At 71.1% G+C, this 19,159-nt stretch carries 19 protein-coding genes; 17 read left to right on the forward strand and 2 right to left on the reverse strand.

Going from position 1 to position 19,159, the window contains the following annotated elements; translation table 11 throughout:
- Positions 1–40 precede the first annotated feature (40 nt).
- The 17 genes from LCH29_RS38120 to LCH29_RS38200 all read left to right on the forward strand — a co-directional run bounded on the left by LCH29_RS38120 (position 41) and on the right by LCH29_RS38200 (position 17,127).
- On the forward strand, positions 41–967 hold the full coding sequence (locus tag LCH29_RS38120) for a hypothetical protein (protein ID WP_446466263.1): 927 nt from the start codon (positions 41–43) through the stop codon (positions 965–967).
- Positions 957–2,519 (forward strand): amino acid adenylation domain-containing protein, encoded by a 1,563-nt coding sequence (locus LCH29_RS38125; protein ID WP_446466264.1) that lies wholly within the window; start codon positions 957–959, stop codon positions 2,517–2,519. Before LCH29_RS38120 ends, LCH29_RS38125 begins: the two co-directional genes overlap by 11 nt.
- 122 nt (positions 2,520–2,641) lie before the next feature.
- On the forward strand, positions 2,642–4,102 hold the full coding sequence (locus tag LCH29_RS38130; RefSeq protein WP_446466288.1) for an AMP-binding protein: 1,461 nt from the start codon (positions 2,642–2,644) through the stop codon (positions 4,100–4,102).
- Positions 4,099–5,352, forward strand: a complete 1,254-nt coding sequence (locus tag LCH29_RS38135; protein WP_446466265.1) for a type III PLP-dependent enzyme — start codon at positions 4,099–4,101, stop codon at positions 5,350–5,352. Before LCH29_RS38130 ends, LCH29_RS38135 begins: the two co-directional genes overlap by 4 nt.
- Entirely contained in the window at positions 5,349–5,840 is a 492-nt protein-coding gene (locus LCH29_RS38140; protein WP_446466266.1) for a cobalamin B12-binding domain-containing protein, read from the forward strand. Before LCH29_RS38135 ends, LCH29_RS38140 begins: the two co-directional genes overlap by 4 nt.
- Positions 5,837–7,132, forward strand: coding sequence for a methylaspartate mutase (locus LCH29_RS38145; RefSeq protein WP_446466267.1), 1,296 nt, complete (start codon positions 5,837–5,839; stop codon positions 7,130–7,132). Before LCH29_RS38140 ends, LCH29_RS38145 begins: the two co-directional genes overlap by 4 nt.
- A 54-nt stretch (positions 7,133–7,186) precedes the next feature.
- On the forward strand, positions 7,187–8,533 hold the full coding sequence (locus LCH29_RS38150; protein WP_446466268.1) for an MraY family glycosyltransferase: 1,347 nt from the start codon (positions 7,187–7,189) through the stop codon (positions 8,531–8,533).
- A 233-nt stretch (positions 8,534–8,766) separates the two neighbouring features.
- Complete coding sequence (locus LCH29_RS38155) at positions 8,767–9,222, forward strand: hypothetical protein (RefSeq protein WP_446466269.1); 456 nt, start codon at positions 8,767–8,769, stop codon at positions 9,220–9,222.
- 264 nt (positions 9,223–9,486) lie between these two features.
- Positions 9,487–10,296 carry a F0F1 ATP synthase subunit A gene (gene atpB, locus LCH29_RS38160; protein WP_446466270.1) on the forward strand — a complete coding sequence of 270 codons (810 nt, stop codon included), beginning with the start codon at positions 9,487–9,489 and terminating at the stop codon, positions 10,294–10,296.
- 78 nt (positions 10,297–10,374) lie between these two features.
- On the forward strand, positions 10,375–10,620 hold the full coding sequence (locus LCH29_RS38165; protein ID WP_446466271.1) for a F0F1 ATP synthase subunit C: 246 nt from the start codon (positions 10,375–10,377) through the stop codon (positions 10,618–10,620).
- A gap of 43 nt (positions 10,621–10,663) precedes the next feature.
- Positions 10,664–11,227: a F0F1 ATP synthase subunit B gene (locus LCH29_RS38170; RefSeq protein ID WP_446466272.1), complete on the forward strand. Its 564-nt coding sequence runs from the start codon at positions 10,664–10,666 to the stop codon at positions 11,225–11,227.
- Entirely contained in the window at positions 11,224–12,039 is an 816-nt protein-coding gene (locus tag LCH29_RS38175; RefSeq protein ID WP_446466273.1) for a F0F1 ATP synthase subunit delta, read from the forward strand. Before LCH29_RS38170 ends, LCH29_RS38175 begins: the two co-directional genes overlap by 4 nt.
- Positions 12,040–12,129: 90 nt before the next feature.
- Positions 12,130–13,701 carry a F0F1 ATP synthase subunit alpha gene (gene atpA / locus LCH29_RS38180; RefSeq protein ID WP_446466274.1) on the forward strand — a complete coding sequence of 524 codons (1,572 nt, stop codon included), beginning with the start codon at positions 12,130–12,132 and terminating at the stop codon, positions 13,699–13,701.
- A 2-nt stretch (positions 13,702–13,703) separates the two neighbouring features.
- A complete protein-coding gene (locus LCH29_RS38185) occupies positions 13,704–14,618 on the forward strand; it encodes a F0F1 ATP synthase subunit gamma (RefSeq protein WP_123099791.1) in 915 nt (304 codons plus the stop codon).
- Between the two features lie 5 nt (positions 14,619–14,623).
- Complete coding sequence (atpD, locus tag LCH29_RS38190; RefSeq protein ID WP_446466275.1) at positions 14,624–16,066, forward strand: F0F1 ATP synthase subunit beta; 1,443 nt, start codon at positions 14,624–14,626, stop codon at positions 16,064–16,066.
- A gap of 112 nt (positions 16,067–16,178) precedes the next feature.
- Complete coding sequence (locus LCH29_RS38195; RefSeq protein ID WP_009715009.1) at positions 16,179–16,556, forward strand: F0F1 ATP synthase subunit epsilon; 378 nt, start codon at positions 16,179–16,181, stop codon at positions 16,554–16,556.
- A gap of 121 nt (positions 16,557–16,677) precedes the next feature.
- On the forward strand, positions 16,678–17,127 hold the full coding sequence (locus LCH29_RS38200) for a DUF2550 domain-containing protein (protein ID WP_009715008.1): 450 nt from the start codon (positions 16,678–16,680) through the stop codon (positions 17,125–17,127).
- A gap of 25 nt (positions 17,128–17,152) precedes the next feature.
- Here the strand turns inward: LCH29_RS38200 and LCH29_RS38205 are convergent, their stop codons facing one another.
- Both LCH29_RS38205 and LCH29_RS38210 read right to left on the reverse strand, forming a co-directional pair.
- Positions 17,153–17,860: a response regulator gene (locus LCH29_RS38205; RefSeq protein ID WP_446466276.1), complete on the reverse strand. Its 708-nt coding sequence runs from the start codon at positions 17,858–17,860 to the stop codon at positions 17,153–17,155.
- A 5-nt stretch (positions 17,861–17,865) separates the two neighbouring features.
- Positions 17,866–19,080, reverse strand: coding sequence for a sensor histidine kinase (locus LCH29_RS38210; RefSeq protein ID WP_446466277.1), 1,215 nt, complete (start codon positions 19,078–19,080; stop codon positions 17,866–17,868).
- Positions 19,081–19,159 lie beyond the last annotated feature (79 nt).

Here is a 19,159-nt window from a genome sequence, read left to right on the forward strand (position 1 = left end):
CCGGCGGGGCCCGCCGCACACCGAACCACCAGGAGGCCACATGAGCGAGCCATGGGAGCTGAGCTGCTACACCGCGAACCTGGTGGCCTATCTGCGGCCCCAGGCCCCCGGCATCGCCGCGGACCTCGCGGCCGCCATCCGGCTGTCGGTGCGCACCGATCCGCCCGGCGGCGGGCTCGCGTTCTCCCACCACACCCGGGTGGACGTGGGCGCCGACGGCCACGGGATGGCCTACCGGGGCGCCGACGACTGGGACCGGACACGGGACGCGCTCGCCGCCGAACTGCGGCGCTGCGGCCGGGTGCTGGCCGTCGGCAACACCCGGCACATCCCGTGGTCACCGGCCCATGAGCGGGCCGAGACCCCGCACTGGGTACTGCTCCGCGGCCTCGCCGACGGCAAGTGGTCCGTACGCGACGACTTCGCGGCCCTCACCCCGCACGGCGAACACGCCCCGCACACCGGGCTGCTGGACGACCACGAGCTGCGCGGGCTGCTGACCCCGCTCGCGGACATCACCCCGGTGGCCGTCAACCGGGACCGCTACGCGCTGGGGGAGCGCACCGCCCTGCCGCCCACCACCGGCTACCGCTGGCTGGAGCGCACCGCGCTGCCGCCCCGCACCCACGAGGCCGACGAGCCCGAGGGCACCTGGATCCACGGCGTGGTCCCCGCCCTGCGCGCGGTCGCGGAGCGGGTGTGCGGCGACGACGAGGCGCTGGCCCGGCACGCCGACGACCTGTGGACCGCCGCCCGCCACCAGCGCTTCCGGCTCGCCCAGCGCACCCCCGGCGACGCCGCCGCGCGGGCCGAGGCCGCCACCGCCTGGGAGGAACTGCCCCGCGCCGCACGGTTCGCCGTGGCCTCCGCCGCCCGGGGCAGGCCCCGCCACGCCCTGGTCGACAAGGCGTTCGCCCGGCTGCTGGACACCGTCGAACGACTCGGGGACGGGAACGATGACGACTGACCGCAGCCTGTACGCGTGGTTCGCGGACACGGCGCGGCGCCACCCCGACGCGGTGGCGCTCGAAGTGGCGGACACCGCGCACACCTACGCGGAGCTACGGGAGCGGGCCGAACGCCTGGCGCGGCGGCTGACCGCCGAGGCCGGTGGCGCCCCGCCCGCCCGCGTCGGCCTGCTGGCGGGCCGTACCCTCACCGCGTACGCCGGATACCTCGCCGCCCAGCGGCTCGGCGCCACCGTGGTGCCCCTCGGCACCGGCTTCCCCGCCGCGCGCAACGCCGCGATCGCCGAGGCCGCCGCCCTCGACCTGGTGCTGGCCGAACCCGGGTGCGACACCGCCGGACTGCCGGTGCCGGTGCTGACCGCCGACCCGGCCGCCGAATACGCCACCGAGACCCCGCTCCCCGAGGCCGCCCCGGACCCCGAGGACATCGCCTACATCCTGTTCACCTCGGGATCGACCGGCACCCCCAAGGGCGTTCCGGTGCGACACCGCAACGTGGCCGCCTACCTCAGCCATGTGATCGACCGCTATGGGCTCGGCCCCGGCGACCGGCTGTCCCAGACCTTCGACCTCACCTTCGACCTGTCGGTGTTCGACCTGTTCGCCGCCTGGGGCGCGGGCGCCACCCTCGTCGTCCCGCACGAACACGACCTGGTGGCGCCGGTGCGCTACGTCAACCGGGAGCGGATCACCCACTGGTTCTCGGTGCCCTCCGTCGTCTCCTTCGCGATGCGGCTGCGCAACCTCGCCCCCGGCAGCATGCCCACGCTGCGCCGGAGCCTGTTCTGCGGCGAACCGCTCACCGCCGCCCAGGCCCGGGCGTGGCAGGCCGCCGCCCCCGGCAGCGTGCTGGAGAACCTGTACGGGCCCACCGAACTCACCCTGAGCTGCACCCAGTACCGCTTCGACGCCACCGCGGACCTGGGGGAGGGCGACACCGTGCCCATCGGAGAGCCGTACCCGGGCCTCGACGCGCTGGTGATCGACGAGGACGGACACCCCGCCACCGAGGGCGAGCTGTGCGTACGGGGCGTCCAGCGCTTCCCCGGCTACCTCGACCCCCGGGACAACGCGGGCCGGTTCGTCGAGCACACCGGCGGCCGCGCCACCGTCGTCGCCGACTGCCCGGCGCCCGGCGACGAGCTGTGGTACCGCACCGGGGACCGGGTGCGCCATGACCCCGCCCACGGCCTGGTCCACCTCGGACGGCTGGACCAGCAGGTCAAGGTGCGCGGCTACCGCGTCGAACTCGGCGAGATCGAGACCGTGCTGCGCTCCCGCCCCGAGGTGCGCGACGCCGTCGTGGTCGCCGTCCCGGGCCCCCGCGGGGAGTCCCGGCTCGTCGCCGCGTACACCGGCGACACCGCCGAGCCGGGCCCGCTGCTGGACGCGGTGCGCGGCCGCCTGCCCGGCTACATGGTCCCCGACGCCCTCACCCGCTTCGAGTCCTTCCCCCTCAACACCAACGGGAAGATCGACCGCCGCGCCATCGGCCGGGAGCTCGCGCCCGCCCGGCGCCCGGTCCGCCCCCTCACGCCCACCCACGAGTGAAGAGAGCAGCCTTGGACAGCCACGCGCCTTCCCCGGGCCCCGCCACCCCGTCACCCGCAGACACCTTTGGAACCGACCCCACCGCAGGGGGACCGCTCGTCCACGACCTGCTGGACGAGGCCGTGGACCGGGCCCCCGACGCCCCCGCCGTCCGGGACGCGGCCGGCGCCTGGACCTACCGCGAACTCGCCGCCCACAGCCACGCGTTCGCCGCCTGGCTGCGCGACCAGGGCATCGGCCGCGGCGACCGGGTCCTCCTCCAGCTGCCCAGCAGCCGCGAGATGGTGGCCATGTTCCACGGCGCCGCGCGCCGCGGCGCCGTCTTCGTACCGCTGAACCCGGCCATGAAACCGTTCCACCTGCGCTCGGTGGTGCGCGACGCGGAACCGAAGCTGGTCATCGGGAACGCCGCGACGGCCGAGCAGCTGCGCGCCATCGCCGACGCCCCCGTCCACGACCTGGCCGAGGTGTGGGCCGAGGTGCGCCAGGGCTACGAGGCCGGGGCGCGCCCCGAGCCGGAGCCGGTCGGGCCCGACGACCTCGCCGCCCTGATCTACACCTCCGGGTCGACCGCCGCCCCCAAGGCCGTGATCAGCCCGCACCGCCAGGTGACGTTCGCCACCCGGGCGCTGACCGCGGCGCTGGGCTACCGGCCGGACGACGTGGTCTTCTGCCGCTTCCCCATGTCCTGGGACTACGGCCTGTACAAGGTCCTGATGACCTGTGCCGCGCGCTGCGCGATCGTGCTGGCCGACGGCGAGTCCGACTTCGTCCTGCTCAAGCGGATGCGCGAGACCGGCGTCACGGTCGTCCCCATCGTCCCCTCCCTCGCCACGATGATCACCTCGCTGGCGGGCCGGGACCGCCGGGAGCCGCCGCCGGTGCGCATGTTCACCAACACCGGCGCCGCACTGCCCCAGGCCACCATCGACGCGCTCCGTGAACACTTCCCCGGCGCCCGGGTGGTGCGCCAGTACGGCCAGACCGAGGCCAAGCGCATCACCGTCATGCCGCCCGAGGAGGACACCGAGCGGCCGGCCTCCGTCGGCCTGCCGCTGCCCGGCACCCGGGTGCTGGTCCTGGACCCCGAGGGGCAGCCGGTGCCCACCGGCGAGGTCGGCGAGATCGTCGCCGTCGGCCCCCATGTGATGGGCGGCTACTGGCGCAACCCCGAGGTCACCGCGCGCACCTTCCGCCCCGACCCGGAGACCGGCGAGCCCCGCCTGCACACCGGCGACTACGGAAGCCTCGACGCCGACGGCTATCTGTACTTCGAGGGCCGCCGCGACGACATGTTCAAGCGCAAGGGCTTCCGGATGTCCACGCTGGAGATCGAAAGCGCCGCGATGGACATCCCCGGCGTCCGCGCCGCCGCCGCGCTGCCCCCGAGCGACCGGCACGACCTGGCGCTGTTCGTGGAGAGCGACCTCGACGCGCAGACCCTCACCGACGAGCTGATGCAGCGCCTGGACCACACCAGGATGCCGGCCGTCTGCCGGGTGCTCTCCGAGTTCCCCTTCACCCTGCACGGCAAGAACGCCCGCCGGGAGCTGGAGGCCCTGCTCGAGAAGGACGAGACGTGAGCCGCTACGAGACGCTGGAAGAACTCGCCGGGCGGTACGGCACCCCGCTGTACGTGTACGACCTGGACCGGATCGACGCCGCCCGGCGCGACCTGTTCGGCTGGCTGCCCGAGGGCGCCGAGGTCTACTACGCCTTCAAGGCCAACCCGCACGTCGACCTGGTGCGCGCCCTCCGCGAGGGCGACGGCCCGGCCTGCAAGGCCGAGGTCAGCTCGACGGGCGAGCTGACCGCCGCCCTGGACGGCGGATACACAGGCGCCGACATCCTCTATACCGGGCCCGGCAAGACGCCCGGGGAGCTGCGCGAGGCCATCGCCCGCGGCGTGCGGACGTTCTCCGCCGAATCCCCGGGCGACCTGGAGCACATCGGTCGGGCGGCCCTCGCCCACGGCGTGGTCGCCGACTGCCTGCTGCGCGTCAACAGCGCCACCGCGAGCGCCAGCACCGGCATCCGCATGACCGGCAAGCCCACCCAGTTCGGCATCGACAGCGAGACGGTGGCCGAGCTGGCGCCGCGCCTGCGCTCCGTACCCGGCACCTCCCTCGCCGGTCTGCACCTGTTCTCGCAGAGCAACGCCAAGGACGAGGACGCCCTGATCGAGGAGTTCCGGCACACCATCGAGGTGGCCGCCCAGGTCGAGGCCGACCTGGGGGTGGAGCTGCGGCTGCTCGACATCGGCGGCGGCTTCTCCGTGCCGTACGGACGCCACGGCGCCCGCGACGCCTACCCCAAGCTGCGCGGCGAGCTGGAAGCCGCCCTGGACCTGCGCTTCCCGCGCTGGCGGCGGGGAGACCTGCGGATCGCCGTGGAGTCCGGCCGGTATCTGGTCGGGGACAGCGGAACCCTGCTGGCCTCGGTGAGCAACGTCAAGACCAGCCGGGACCGCCGGTTCGTCATCCTCGACGCCGGTATCAACACCTTCGGCGGCATGTCCGGGATCGGCCGGATCCTGCCGGTGTCGATACGTATAGAAGGGATGGAAGGGGACGCCGAGGTGACCGGCAAGGGCACCCTGGCCGGACCGCTGTGCACCCCCGGCGATCTGCTGGCCCGCGAGATCGACCTGCCGGAGCTGGGCGAGGGCGACGTCGTCGCCATCCCCAACACCGGCGCCTACGGGCCCACCGCCAGCCTGCTGATGTTCCTCGGCCGCCCCGCGCCCGCCGAGGCCGTGGTCCGCGGCGGCGAGGTCCTCTCCGTCTCGCGCATCGAGCACATCCGCTCCCCGCTGCCCCTGGACGGCGCATGAGCGGGGCGCCGGACACCACCGGGGGCGGGGCGCCGGACCACGCCCCCCGGACGGTCGTCGTGACCTCGATGGCCTCGGACGCCCACACCTGGAACCTGGTGTTCCTGCAACTGCTGATCGAGGAACTGGGGTACCGGGTGGTCAACCTCGGCCCCTGCGTCCCCGACGAGGTCCTGGTCGAGGAGTGCCGTGACCTCCGCCCCGCCATGGTCGTGATCAGCAGCGTCAACGGCCACGGCTACCAGGACGGCATGCGCGTCATCCGGCGGCTGCGCGCCGCCGACCCGCTCGCCACCACGCCCGTGGTGGTCGGCGGGAAGCTGGGCGTCACCGGGGACGAGGACAGCGAACGGGTCGCCGAGCTGATGGCGGCGGGCTTCGACGCGGTCTTCGACGACGGCGCCGACCCCGCCGCCGCCCTCCGCGGCTTCGTCCACTCCCTCCAGGCGGGCCCGCCCGCCCTCGCGGGCCGGGCCCCGGCCGGATGAGCGAGGGGTTCGGCGCGTTCGTCCGCGCCCACGGGGGAGAAGGACGCCTGGTGGTCCAGCCGCGCATGGGCTTCGGCGACCCGCAGCGGATGCGGGAGGGCCTGGCGGCCACGAGAGCCGCCGACGCCCTGACCGTGGGAACCATCACACTCGACGCCCACACCCGGGTCGGCCGCCTCCGGGCGGTCGAGCGCGCGCTGCGCGACGGCAGCGACCTCAACGGCTACCCCATCGTCAGCCACGAGGAATCCGTCACCCGCTGGGTGCTCTCGGCCGCGGACGGCCCCGGCTTCCCCGTCCAGGTGCGGCACGGCTCCGCCGCACCCGCCGACATCTTCCGCACCCTGACCCGGCTGGGGCTCGGCGCCAGCGAGGGCGGGCCGGTGTCGTACTGCCTGCCCTACGGACGGACCCCGCTGGCCGAGTCCGTACGGAACTGGCGGGAGAGCTGCGAGGTGTTCGCGGAGCTGCGCGAGCGCGGCGTGGAACCGCACCTGGAGACCTTCGGCGGCTGCATGCTGGGCCAGCTGTGCCCGCCCAGCCAGCTGATCGCCATCAGCGTCCTCGAAGCCCTCTTCTTCATCCGGCACGGGGTGCGCAGCGTGTCCGTGAGCTACGCCCAGCAGACCCACCCCGGGCAGGACCGGGAGGCGGTGGCGGCGCTGCGCCGGCTGTGCGGCGAACTGCTGCCCACCGACGACTGGCACGTGGTGGTGTACGCCTACATGGGTCTGTACCCGGTGACCGAGCACGGCGCCTACCGCCTGCTGGGGCAGGCGGCCGAGCTGGCGGTGGCGAGCGGGGCCGAGCGGCTGATCGTCAAGACGGTGGCCGAGTCCCGGCGCATCCCCACCATCGAGGAGAACTTGGCGGCGCTGGAGTACGCGGACCGGGCGGCGGCCCTGACCGGCCGGGCGCCCGACCCCGGGGCCGACACCCAGACCTACCGGGAGGCCGCCGCCCTCATCGAGGCGGTGCTGAACCTCCACCCGGATACAGGGGAAGCCCTGCTGCGCGCCTTCCGCGCGGGCTACCTGGACATTCCGTACTGTCTGCACCCGGACAACCGGGGCGAGACCCGCGGCCGCATCGGCGACGACGGACGGCTGCTGTGGGAGCGGACCGGGGCGCTGCCGATCGGGCGGATCGCCGGTTCCCAGCGGGCCCGTCCGGTCACCTCCGCCGGGCTGCTGGAGGATCTGTCGTACATGCGCAGAAGGTTCGACGAAGTGGCCGTGGAGCACCGCACGCCCCTGCCGGTCCCCGGCACACGGGGAACCGGAGCAGGCTAGGGTGAGGTCTCCTAGGGTGTGGCCCTGATCTGCCTCGCGACGTCTGGGGAATAGGTGCGTGAATACCTGCTGACTCTGTGCATCGTGGCCGCGGTGACGTATCTGCTCACCGGGCCGGTGCGGAAGTTCGCCATCGCCGCTGGTGCGATGCCGGAGATCCGGGCCCGCGATGTGCACCGTGAGCCCACTCCGCGGCTCGGAGGCATCGCCATGTTCGGTGGCCTCTGCGCGGGGTTGCTGGTGGCCGCTCACCTCACCAACCTCAAGGACGTCTTCGAAACGTCCAACGAGCCGCGCGCGCTGCTCTCCGGCGCCGGGCTCATCTGGCTGCTCGGCGTGCTGGACGACAAGTGGGGCGTGGACGCGCTCATCAAGCTGGGCGGCCAGATGATCGCCGCCGGTGTGATGGTGCTCCAGGGCCTGACCATCCTGTGGCTGCCGGTGCCCGGTGTGGGACCGGTCTCCCTGACGCCCTGGCAGGGCACCCTGCTGACGGTGGCTCTGGTCGTCATCACCATCAACGCGGTCAACTTCGTTGACGGGCTGGACGGTTTGGCGTCCGGCATGGTGTGCATCGCCGCCGCCGCGTTCTTCATGTACGCGTACCGCATCTGGTTCGGCTACGGACTGGAGGCCGCCGCCCCCGCCACCCTGTTCGCCGCCGTCCTCATGGGCATGTGCCTGGGCTTCCTGCCGCACAACGCCCACCCCGCGCGGATCTTCATGGGCGACTCGGGCTCGATGCTCATCGGGCTGGTGCTCGCCGCGGGCGCCATCTCCATCACGGGCCAGGTGGACCCGGACGCGATGAAGCTGTTCGCCGGATCCGAGACGGCGGCGGTGCACGCCACCGTGCCGGTCTACATCCCGCTGCTGCTGCCGCTCACCGTCATCGCGGTGCCCTTCGCGGACCTGGTGCTCGCCATCGTCCGGCGCACCTGGCGGGGCCAGTCGCCGTTCGCGGCGGACCGCGGCCATCTGCACCACCGGCTGCTGGAGATCGGCCACTCGCACAGCCGGGCCGTGCTGATCATGTACTTCTGGTCGGCGCTGATCGCCTTCGGGGCGGTCGCGTACTCGGTGAACTCGGCCGGTGTGTGGTTCGTGCTCGCGATCGTGGTGCTGAGCGCGGTGGGTCTGGTGCTGTTGCTGCTGCCGCGGTTCACCCCGCGCGTGCCGCAGTGGGCGGAGGCGTTCGTACCGCCCCGCTACCGGCGCCGGGTCGCGACGGCCCAGGCGGTCGAGCCGGTGCAGTCCACGGAGGTCGCGCAGGTGGCTCAGGCGTCCGAGCAGCCGGAAAAGCCCGCCCCGGAACCGCTGCCGACCGGTCTCAACGGCGCCACCGCGATCGGCGACCGGTCGCGTTTCCCCCACCGCAGGAAGATCGGAACGCCCCAGTAGCAGCGACACAGCGCGTCAAGTCCATACACGCGCTGTAACTCACATGTGTGACGTGCAGCACATCCGGCGGGTAAAGACCTCATCAAATAGTTTGTGATACCGTTCACTAAACCCGGTGCTAGAGCCCAAGGACCGTAGTGCGACGGTCCTTCGCCGTGAGGTTCTTCCCTTCCCCGGGGATACGCTCGTCCACGACGAATCGTTGCTTCCGACTCTTGCCGGAGAAACCCTTCATGCAGTCCAACGACGCCAGAACGCTGCTCAGTTGCGCCGTGCCCACCGCCGTGGTCGGGGTGGTCGCCGTTGCCTCCAGTTCTGTGCTCGCCGGCGGAAAGGGCGCGATCGGAGCCGCCTTCGGGTCGCTCCTCGTAGTCGCGGTCATGACGATCGACCTGATCGTCCTCGAGCGCACCGCGAAGTATCTCCCGCAGCTGTTCCAGATGATGGGCCTCGCCCTCTACATGGTGCAGTTCCTGCTCATCGCGGTGCTGCTGGCCGTCTTCAAGGACACCACTCTCTTCAACACCCGGGCGTTCGCGTTCTCCCTGCTTGCTGCGACACTGACGTGGATCGCGGCGCAGACCCGGGCGCATATGAAGGCCAAGATTCTCTACGTGCAGCCGGAAGCCGAGGACGAACGGAAGCCGGCGAGGGGGAAGGAGACCTCCCCAGCCGGGTCCGCATCGTGATCTGTAGGGCCGGTATAAAGGCGCCTGCGCTCACCTGCTATCGTCCGGTTTCATCTGAGGCACAGCGGGCGCAGGCGGCTGAACCCCCGGATTCCACGGGGCGGAATCGGTGGCCCATGCAGCTGCTGCCCGTGAGCCCATCGGCCTTGTGTGCACAAGCCGCCCCCACATTCGTAAGAACCAGTCCAGTGCCGTTCCGTGGCCATGCGCCGCGCCGACACATCGAGGTTGCCGTACCCATGCGCCACGCTGAAGGAGCTCGCGGTGAGTCCTGACCAGACGCTCGCCTTCGAGACCGATTGCCACATCTTCGACGGGTGCGGCTTCCCGGCCCCAGGGCTTCACTCGTTCACGTTCGAGCCGATCGCCACGATCGGCGGCATCGAGATCAACAAGCCGATGCTGCTGGCCCTGCTGGGCACCGTCGTCGTGGTGGTGTTCTTCTGGGCCGCCTTCGGGAGGGCCAAGGTCGTCCCCGGCAAGCTCCAGATGGTCGGTGAGGCGGGCTACGACTTCGTGCGCCGCGGCGTCGTCTACGAGGCCCTGGGGAAGAAGGAGGGCGACAAGTACGTCCCCCTCATGGTCTCCCTGTTCTTCTTCATCTGGATCATGAACCTCTGGTCCGTGATCCCGCTGGCACAGTTCCCGGTGACGTCGATCATCGCCTTCCCGGTGGGGCTCGCGGCGATCGTGTACGTCCTGTGGGTCAGCCTCGCCTTCAAGAAGCACGGCTTCGTGGGCGGCTGGAAGAACATCGCCGGTTACGACAAGTCGCTCGGCGGGGTTCTGCCGGTGGTCATGGCGCTGGAGCTGCTCTCCAATCTGGTCATCCGGCCCTTCACCCACGCCGTCCGGCTGTTTGCCAACATGTTCGCGGGCCACGTCCTGCTGCTGATCTTCACGATCGCCAGCTGGTACCTGCTGAACGGCATCGGGATCGCCTACGCGAGCGTCTCGTTCGTGATGGTCATCCTGCTGACCGCTTTCGAACTTTTCATCCAGGCCCTTCAGGCATACGTCTTCGTCCTGCTGGCCTGCAACTACATTCAGGGCGCTCTCGCCGAGCACCACTGAGCACCCCGTCAGCTCCCGTCCTAAAGGGCGTCCGGTGGCCAATCCCCACCGGTCCGTGAAAGAGAAGGAAGAAACGGCATGTCCGCTCTCCAGACCCTCGCCGAGTCCAACATCCAGGGCAACCTCGGTTCGATCGGTTACGGTCTCGCCGCGATCGGCCCCGGCGTCGGCGTCGGCATCATCTTCGGTAACGGCACCCAGGCCCTGGCCCGTCAGCCCGAGGCTGCCGGTCTGATCCGGGCCAACCAGATCCTCGGCTTCGTGCTCTGTGAGGCGCTGGCCCTGATCGGTCTGGTCATGCCGTTCGTCTACCCGACCAGCTGACGCCACGGCGTACGCCCAGCCCTATCCGACGAAAGGCAATGATGTGAACGCCCTGGTCAACCTTGCGGAGGAGGAAGCGCAGAACCCGCTTCTCCCGCCGCTCCCAGAGCTTGTCATCGGCCTGATCGCCTTCGCCATCGTTTTCATCTTCTTCGCCAAGAAGCTGCTCCCGAACATCAACCGTGTTCTGGATGAGCGCCGCGCGGCGATCGAGGGCGGAATGGAGAAGGCCGAGGCAACTCAGGCCGAGGCCCAGCAGGTCCTCGAGGACTACCGCGCCCAGCTGGCGGACGCCCGCCACGAGGCCGCGCGACTGCGCCAGGAGGCGCAGGAGCAGGGCGCCGCGCTCATCGCGGAGATGCGTGCGGAGGGGCAGCGGCAGCGCGAGGAGATCATCGCGGCCGGTCACGCCCAGATCGAGGCCGAGCGCAAGCAGGCCGGTACGGCGCTGCGCCAGGACGTGGGCAAGCTCGCCACCGACCTGGCCGGCAAGATCGTCGGCGAGTCCCTCGAGGACGTCGCCCGGCAGAGCCGCACCATCGACCGCTTCCTCGACGACCTCGAGGCCAAGGCGGCCGACGGCTCGAAGGCCGAGGCCGGACGATGAACGGAGCGAGCAGGGAGGCACTGGCTGCCGCGCGCGAGCGCTTCGACGCGCTGACGGACAACACGTCCGTCGACGCGGCGAAGCTCGCCGACGAGCTGGCCGCCGTCACCGCGCTGCTCGACCGTGAGGTCTCGTTGCGCCGGGTCCTCACCGACCCGGCGCAGCCCGGCGAGGCCAAGGCCGAGCTGGCCCAGCGCCTGCTGAGCGGGCAGGTCGGCGGCGAGGCCGTCGACCTGGTCTCCGGCATGGTCCGCTCCCGCTGGTCGCGCTCGCGCGATCTCGCGGACGCGGTCGAGGAGCTGGCGAGCAGCGCCGACCTGGTGGCGGCCCAGCGGGTCGGCACCCTGGACAACGTGGAGGACGAGCTGTTCCGGTTCGGCCGGATCATCTCCTCCTCGTCCGAGCTGCGGTCGGCGCTGGCCGACCGGCGCGCGAACGGCACGGCCAAGGCCGGGCTGGTCCGCGAGCTGCTGGGCGGCCGGGCCGACCGGGTGACCGAGCGGCTCGTCGTGCGTCTTGTGACCCAGCCGCGCGGACGTAGCCTGGAGGCGGGTCTCGACGAGCTGTCGAAGCTCGCCGCGGCGCGCCGGGACCGGATGGTCGCGGTCGTCACCTCCGCGGTGCCGCTCAGCGACCGGCAGAAGGAGCGCCTCGGCGCCGCCCTCGCCTCGCTGTACGGACACCAGGTGCACCTCAACCTCGACGTGGACCCGGAGGTCCTCGGCGGGGTCGTGGTACGCATCGGCGACGAGGTCGTCAACGGGACCATCGCGGACCGCCTCGCAGAGGCGAGCCGACGGATGGCCGGCTGACGTAAGCCACCAACTCAACAAGCATGTAAGCGGCCCGAGTTGGGCCGTAGTCACTTACTTCGGGCCCAACAAGGAGAGCAGGGAACCCAGATGGCGGAGCTCACGATCCGGCCGGAGGAGATCCGGGACGCGCTGGAGAACTTTGTCCAGGCGTACAAGCCGGACGCGGCCTCGCGCGAGGAGGTCGGTACGGTCAGCGTTGCCGGCGACGGCATCGCGAGGGTCGAGGGTCTTCCCTCGGCCATGGCGAACGAACTGCTGAAGTTCGAGGACGGCACCCTCGGCCTCGCCCTCAACCTCGAGGAGCGCGAGATCGGTGCCGTGGTCCTCGGCGAGTTCAGCGGCATCGAGGAGGGCCAGCAGGTGCACCGCACCGGCGAGGTTCTCTCGGTGGCTGTCGGCGAGGGTTACCTCGGCCGTGTCGTCGACCCGCTGGGCAACCCGATCGACGGCCTCGGCGAGATCGAGACCGAGGGCCGCCGCGCCCTCGAGCTTCAGGCCCCCACGGTCATGCAGCGCAAGTCGGTGCACGAGCCGATGGAGACCGGCTACAAGGCCGTCGACGCCATGACCCCGATCGGCCGCGGCCAGCGTCAGCTGGTCATCGGCGACCGGCAGACCGGCAAGACCGCGCTGTGCGTCGACACGATCATCAACCAGCGTGACAACTGGCGCTCCGGCGACCCGAAGAAGCAGGTCCGCTGCATCTACGTCGCCGTCGGCCAGAAGGGCTCCACCATCGCGTCCGTGCGCGGCGCGCTGGAGGAGGCCGGTGCGCTGGAGTACACGACGATCGTCGCCGCCCCGGCGTCCGACCCGGCGGGCTTCAAGTACCTCGCCCCCTACACCGGCTCGGCCATCGGCCAGCACTGGATGTACGAGGGCAAGCACGTCCTGATCGTCTTCGACGACCTGTCCAAGCAGGCCGACGCCTACCGCGCCGTGTCGCTGCTGCTGCGCCGCCCGCCGGGCCGTGAGGCCTACCCGGGTGACGTCTTCTACCTGCACTCCCGGCTGCTGGAGCGCTGCGCCAAGCTCTCCGACGAGATGGGCTCCGGCTCGATGACCGGTCTGCCGATCGTCGAGACCAAGGCGAACGACGTGTCGGCGTTCATTCCGACCAACGTCATCTCCATCACCGACGGTCAGTGCTTCCTCGAGTCCGACCTGTTCAACGCCAACCAGCGGCCGGCCCTCAACGTCGGTATCTCGGTCTCCCGAGTCGGTGGTTCCGCGCAGCACAAGGCGATGCGCCAGGTCTCCGGCCGACTCCGCGTGGACCTCGCCCAGTACCGCGAGCTGGAGGCGTTCGCCGCCTTCGGTTCCGACCTGGACGCGGCCTCGAAGGCGTCGCTGGAGCGCGGTGCGCGCATGGTCGAGCTGCTGAAGCAGGGCCAGTACGCCCCGTTCTCCACCGAGGACGAGATCGTCTCCATCTGGGCCGGCACCAACGGCAAGATGGACGACGTGCCGGTCGAGGACGTCCGCCGCTTCGAGCGTGAGCTGCTGGACTACCTCCACCGTGAGCACAAGGGGCTGCTGACCAGCATCGTCGAGGGCGGCAAGATGTCCGACGACACGATCGCGGCGCTGGGCGAGGCCGTCGACAGCTTCAAGAAGCAGTTCGAGACCTCGGACGGCAAGCTGCTGGGCGAGGGCTGAGTATGGGTGCCCAGGTCAAGGTCTACAAGAGGCGGATCAAGTCCGTCTCCGCGACCAAGAAGATCACCAAGGCGATGGAGATGATCGCCGCCTCGCGCGTCGTGAAGGCGCAGCGCCAGGTGGCCGCGTCGACTCCGTACGCCACCGAGCTGACCCGTGCGGTCGGCGCGGTCGCCAAGGGCTCCACCACCCAGCACGCGCTGACCACGGAGGCCAAGAACCCGACCCGCGCCGCGGTGCTGCTCATCACGAGCGACCGCGGGCTCGCGGGCGGCTACTCCTCCAACGTCATCAAGGCGGCCGAGCAGCTCACCGAGCGGCTCACCGGCGAGGGCAAGGAGGTCGACACCTACATCGTCGGCCGCAAGGGCGTCGCCTACTACACCTTCCGTGAGCGCAAGGTCACGGAGTCGTGGACGGGCTTCACCGACAACCCGACCTACGCCGACGCCAAGAAGATCGCCGGACCGCTGATCGAGGCCGTGCTCCAGGAGACGGCCGACGGCGGCGTGGACGAGCTGCACATCGTGTTCACCGAGTTCGTCTCGATGCTGACGCAGACCCCGGTCCAGGACCGGCTGCTGCCGCTCAGCCTCGAGGAGAAGGCGGAGGAGCAGGAGAAGAAGGGCGAGATCCTCCCGCTCTTCGAGTTCGAGCCGTCGGCCGAGGACGTCCTCGACGCCCTGCTGCCGCGGTACGTCGAGGCTCGTATCTACAACGCCCTGCTCCAGGCCGCCGCCTCCAAGCACGCGGCCACCCGGCGGGCGATGAAGTCGGCGACCGACAATGCCGATGAGCTCATCAAGTCGCTCACGCGGCTTGCCAACGCGGCCCGCCAGGCCGACATCACCCAGGAAATCAGCGAGATCGTCGGTGGCGCGAGCGCTCTGGCCGACGCCTCTGCGGGGAGTGACTGACAACTATGACCACCACTGTTGAGACGGCCACGGCGACGGGCCGCGTCGCGCGGGTCATCGGCCCGGTCGTCGACGTGGAGTTCCCCGTCGACGCGATGCCGGACATCTACAACGCGCTGACCGTCGAGGTCGCCGACCCGTCCGAGGCCGGGGCGAAGAAGACCCTGACCCTCGAGGTCGCGCAGCACCTCGGCGAGGGCCTGGTGCGCTCCATCTCCATGCAGCCCACCGACGGCCTGGTCCGCCAGGCCCCGGTGACCGACACCGGCGCCGGTATCACCGTGCCCGTCGGCGACGTCACCAAGGGCCGGGTGTTCAACACCCTCGGCGAGATCCTGAACGAGCCCGAGGCCGAGTCCGAGGTCACCGAGCGCTGGTCCATCCACCGCAAGGCCCCGGCGTTCGACCAGCTCGAGTCCAAGACCGAGATGTTCGAGACCGGCCTGAAGGTCGTCGACCTGCTGACCCCGTACGTCAAGGGCGGCAAGATCGGTCTGTTCGGCGGCGCGGGCGTCGGCAAGACCGTCCTCATCCAGGAAATGATCATGCGTGTGGCCAAGCTGCACGAGGGCGTTTCCGTGTTCGCCGGTGTCGGCGAGCGCACCCGTGAGGGCAACGACCTGATCGAGGAGATGGCCGAGTCCGGCGTGCTCCCGCAGACCGCGCTGGTCTTCGGCCAGATGGACGAGCCCCCGGGCACCCGTCTGCGCGTCGCCCTGGCCGGTCTGACCATGGCGGAGTACTTCCGCGATGTGCAGAAGCAGGACGTGCTGTTCTTCATCGACAACATCTTCCGCTTCACCCAGGCCGGTTCCGAGGTCTCGACCCTGCTCGGCCGCATGCCCTCCGCGGTGGGCTACCAGCCGAACCTGGCCGACGAGATGGGCATCCTCCAGGAGCGCATCACCTCGACCCGCGGTCACTCGATCACCTCGATGCAGGCGATCTACGTTCCCGCGGACGACCTCACCGACCCGGCCCCGGCGACCACCTTCGCGCACCTCGACGCGACCACGGTGCTCTCCCGGCCGATCTCGGAGAAGGGCATCTACCCGGCGGTGGACCCGCTGGACTCGACGTCCCGGATCCTGGACCCGCGGTACATCTCGCAGGACCACTACGACTGCGCCTCGCGCGTGAAGTCGATCCTCCAGAAGTACAAGGACCTCCAGGACATCATCAACATCCTGGGCATCGACGAGCTCGGCGAGGAGGACAAGCTCACCGTCTTCCGCGCCCGCCGCATCGAGCGCTTCCTGTCGCAGAACACCCACGCGGCGAAGCAGTTCACCGGCCTCGACGGATCGGACGTGCCGCTGGACGAGTCGATCGCCGCGTTCAACGCGATCGCCGACGGTGAGTACGACCACTTCCCGGAGCAGGCGTTCTTCATGTGCGGTGGCCTGGACGACCTGAAGGCCAAGGCCAAGGAGCTGGGCGTCTCCTGAGCTCCGTAGCTTAAGGAGAGGGGTGGGCCCGGTCCCGCCCCTCTCCACACGCCCGTTATTCTTTGACGAAAGCCCTGTCGTTCCCGGCAGGTTTCAGACCCGAGGAGCCACGTTGGCTGCTGAGCTGCACGTCGAGATGGTCGCGGCGGACCGTAGTGTCTGGTCCGGCACGGCCACCTTGGTCATCGCGCGCACCACATCGGGTGACATCGGCGTCATGCCCGGCCACCAGCCGCTGCTCGGTGTGCTGGAGTCCGGCCCGGTGACCATCCGTACGAGCGACGGCGGGACGGTCGTCGCCGCGGTGCACGGCGGGTTCATCTCGTTCTCGGATGACAAGCTCTCGCTGCTGGCCGAGGTCGCGGAGCTGTCCGACGAGATCGATGTCAAGCGCGCGGAGCGGGCGCTGGAGCGTGCCAAGTCGGAGGCGGACGCCGCCGCCGAGCGGCGCGCCGACGTCCGGCTGCGTGCGGTGGCGGGAGTGCACTGAGCCTGTCACGTTACGGTCGTCAAGCCTCAGCCGCGGACCTCGCTGGAGTTCCTCTTCAGCGGTCCGCGGCTGAGGCGATGCAGGTGCGGTTTTTCCGGATGAGGCGAGGAGGTCGGTGAAGATGGTCCTCGCTCTGCTCGTGAGCGGCGTGGTCGTCGCGCTGGTGGTGGCGGGACTCTTCGTCTTCGGACTGCGGCGGCGGCTGATCCAGCGGTCCGGCGGCACCTTCGACTGTTCCATGCGCTGGGGCGCGCCCGGACCCGAGGCCGAGCCCAGCGGCAAGGGGTGGGTGTACGGGATCGCCCGCTACGACGGTGACCGGATCGAGTGGTTCCGGGTCTTCTCGTATGCGTTCCGCCCCCGCCGGACCCTGGAGCGCGCCTCGATCGAGGTACTGGAGCGGCGAACCCCCAAGGGCGAGGAAGAGCTGGCGCTGCTCTCCGACGCGGTGATCCTGGCCTGCCGCCACAGCGGTACGCGGCTGGAGCTGGCGATGAGCGACGACGCCCTCACCGGCTTCCTGGCCTGGCTGGAGGCCGCCCCGCCCGGCCAGCGCGTCAACGTCGCATAGCGGCGCCTTTTTTATATCTGCGCTCCTACACGCCCAACTCCTGTGCCAGGACGGCCGCCTGGACCCGGCTGCGCAGCTCCAGCTTGCCGAGCAACCGGCTGACATGGGTCTTCACCGTCGCCTCCGCCATCGTCAGGTGCGTCGCGATCTGGGCGTTCGACATCCCCTGGCCCAGACAGCCCAGCACCTCCCGCTCGCGCGGCGTGAGGACGGCGAGCACCGACGGATCGGCCGTCGTCGCGGACCCCGAACGGGCGAACTCCGCGATCAGCCGGCGGGTCACCGCGGGCGCGATCAGCCCCTCGCCGCGCGCGACCGTGCGCACCGCCTCGACCAGCCGCGCCGCGTCGCTGTCCTTGAGTAGAAATCCGGCCGCCCCGGCGCGCAGCGCCCCGAAGACGTACTCGTCCAGGTCGAAGGTGGTCAGCACCAGCACGTCGGCCAGCCCCTCGGCGACCACCTGCCGGGTCGCGGAGACCCCGTCGAGCCGGGGCATCTGGACATCCATCAGCACCACGTCGGGCCGCAGCGCCCGGGCCAGCGCCACGGCCTGTTCGCCGTCGACGGCCTCGCCGACCACCTCGATGCCGGGCGCCGACCGCAGGATGAGCACGAGTCCGGAGCGCACCGCCGCCTGGTCCTCGGCGACGAGCACCCGGATGGGCGCGGGCGTCGTCTCCGGCGTGGACTGTCGTTGGTGCACCGCGGCTCCTGTGGGGGCTGTGTCGGTCATGGCTGTCAGGCCCCGTCACCCAGCGGCAGGGCGGCCCGGACCCGCCACACCGTGCCGGAGGGACCGGGGACGGGGCCCGCGTCGAGGGTGCCGCCGAGCAGCGTGACGCGCTCCCGCATCCCGATCAGCCCGGTCCCTGACCCGGGCACCGGCGGGGTGGGGCGGTCGCCGCCGTACGGGCTGGTCACGCTGACCTCCAGCGCGCCGTCCGTACCGCCCGTGGGGTGCGTGAGCGTCACGTCCACCTGGCCGGGCCCGGCATGCTTGAGGGCGTTGGTCAGGGACTCCTGGACGATGCGGTACGCGGCGAGTTCGACGGGTGCGGGCAGCGGGGTCGAGCCCGCCGGGCGCTCGTCGTACAGGACGAAGTCCTGCCCGCCGGGCCCGCTGCTGCTCCTGGCCTGCTCCAGCAGGGAGTCCAGCGCACCGAGGGTGGGCGCGGCGGACAGCTGCTCCTCGTCGCGCGCGTCGCGCAGCAGGCCGATCAGCCGCCGCATCTCGGCGAGCCCGCGCACGCTGTTCTCCCGGATGACCCCGAGCGCCTCCTCCGTCGCGGCCGGGTCCTTGAGGGACTGGGCGGCGGTGGAGTGGATGGCGATCGCGGAGAGGTGGTTGGCCACCATGTCGTGCAGCTCGCGCGCCATCCGCGCCCGCTCGGCGGTCACCGCCTCCCGGCGGTCCAGCTCGGCCAGCAGGGCGACGCGTTCGGCCTCCAGCCGGGCGGCCGCGGCCTCCTCGCGGTGGGTGCGGACCAGCACGCCGGTCCAGGCCGGGCTGATGGTGAACACCGCGACGAGCATGCCGACCAGCAGCGCCCAGGGCTCGCGCACGATCGCCAGCGGCACCGCCGTCGCCACCGCCGTGACCAGCACGCACAGCCGGGGGAGGCGGCGGGCGGTGGCGGGGGTGCCGTACATGACGCCCGCGTAGATCAGGTCCGTGTACATCAGCAGCGTCGCGGCGAGCCCGCCGCTGCACAGGTCCATGGCCACGGCGGCGGTCCCGATGCCGAGCCCCGTGACCGGCGCCGTACGCCGCAGCAGCTCCGCCCCCGAGATGACGCCCAGGGCGACCAGCCCCAGCCACTGGGGCGTACCGAAGAACGGCGGGTTGTTGTGCAGCCCCAGCGTCCACAGCAGCGTCCCGCCGACCACCCCGGCCAGGCCGATCAGCACGTCGTCGCGGTGGGGGCGCGGCAGGCGGGAGGAACGGGACGGCATGCCCCCATCACAGCACGCCGCGCGGGGTGCGGGCCTCCCCTCCGGGGCGGTCCTTCCGGTGCGGGGCGTACATCGAAGG

The sequence above is a fragment of the Streptomyces sp. BRA346 genome (assembly GCF_052851135.1).

Bases quoted from the DNA above. Each gene is read 5' to 3' on its own strand.
- LCH29_RS38120 (WP_446466263.1), top strand. From the start codon at position 41: ATGAGCGAGCCATGGGAGCTGAGCTGCTACACCGCGAACCTGGTGGCC.
- LCH29_RS38125 (WP_446466264.1), top strand. From the start codon at position 957: ATGACGACTGACCGCAGCCTGTACGCGTGGTTCGCGGACACGGCGCGG.
- LCH29_RS38140 (WP_446466266.1), top strand. From the start codon at position 5,349: ATGAGCGGGGCGCCGGACACCACCGGGGGCGGGGCGCCGGACCACGCC.
- LCH29_RS38145 (WP_446466267.1), top strand. From the start codon at position 5,837: ATGAGCGAGGGGTTCGGCGCGTTCGTCCGCGCCCACGGGGGAGAAGGA.
- LCH29_RS38155 (WP_446466269.1), top strand. From the start codon at position 8,767: ATGCAGTCCAACGACGCCAGAACGCTGCTCAGTTGCGCCGTGCCCACC.
- LCH29_RS38165 (WP_446466271.1), top strand. From the start codon at position 10,375: ATGTCCGCTCTCCAGACCCTCGCCGAGTCCAACATCCAGGGCAACCTC.
- LCH29_RS38175 (WP_446466273.1), top strand. From the start codon at position 11,224: ATGAACGGAGCGAGCAGGGAGGCACTGGCTGCCGCGCGCGAGCGCTTC.
- atpA (WP_446466274.1), top strand. From the start codon at position 12,130: ATGGCGGAGCTCACGATCCGGCCGGAGGAGATCCGGGACGCGCTGGAG.
- LCH29_RS38185 (WP_123099791.1), top strand. From the start codon at position 13,704: ATGGGTGCCCAGGTCAAGGTCTACAAGAGGCGGATCAAGTCCGTCTCC.
- atpD (WP_446466275.1), top strand. From the start codon at position 14,624: ATGACCACCACTGTTGAGACGGCCACGGCGACGGGCCGCGTCGCGCGG.
- LCH29_RS38200 (WP_009715008.1), top strand. From the start codon at position 16,678: ATGGTCCTCGCTCTGCTCGTGAGCGGCGTGGTCGTCGCGCTGGTGGTG.
- LCH29_RS38205 (WP_446466276.1), bottom strand. From the start codon at position 17,860: ATGACCGACACAGCCCCCACAGGAGCCGCGGTGCACCAACGACAGTCC.
- LCH29_RS38210 (WP_446466277.1), bottom strand. From the start codon at position 19,080: ATGCCGTCCCGTTCCTCCCGCCTGCCGCGCCCCCACCGCGACGACGTG.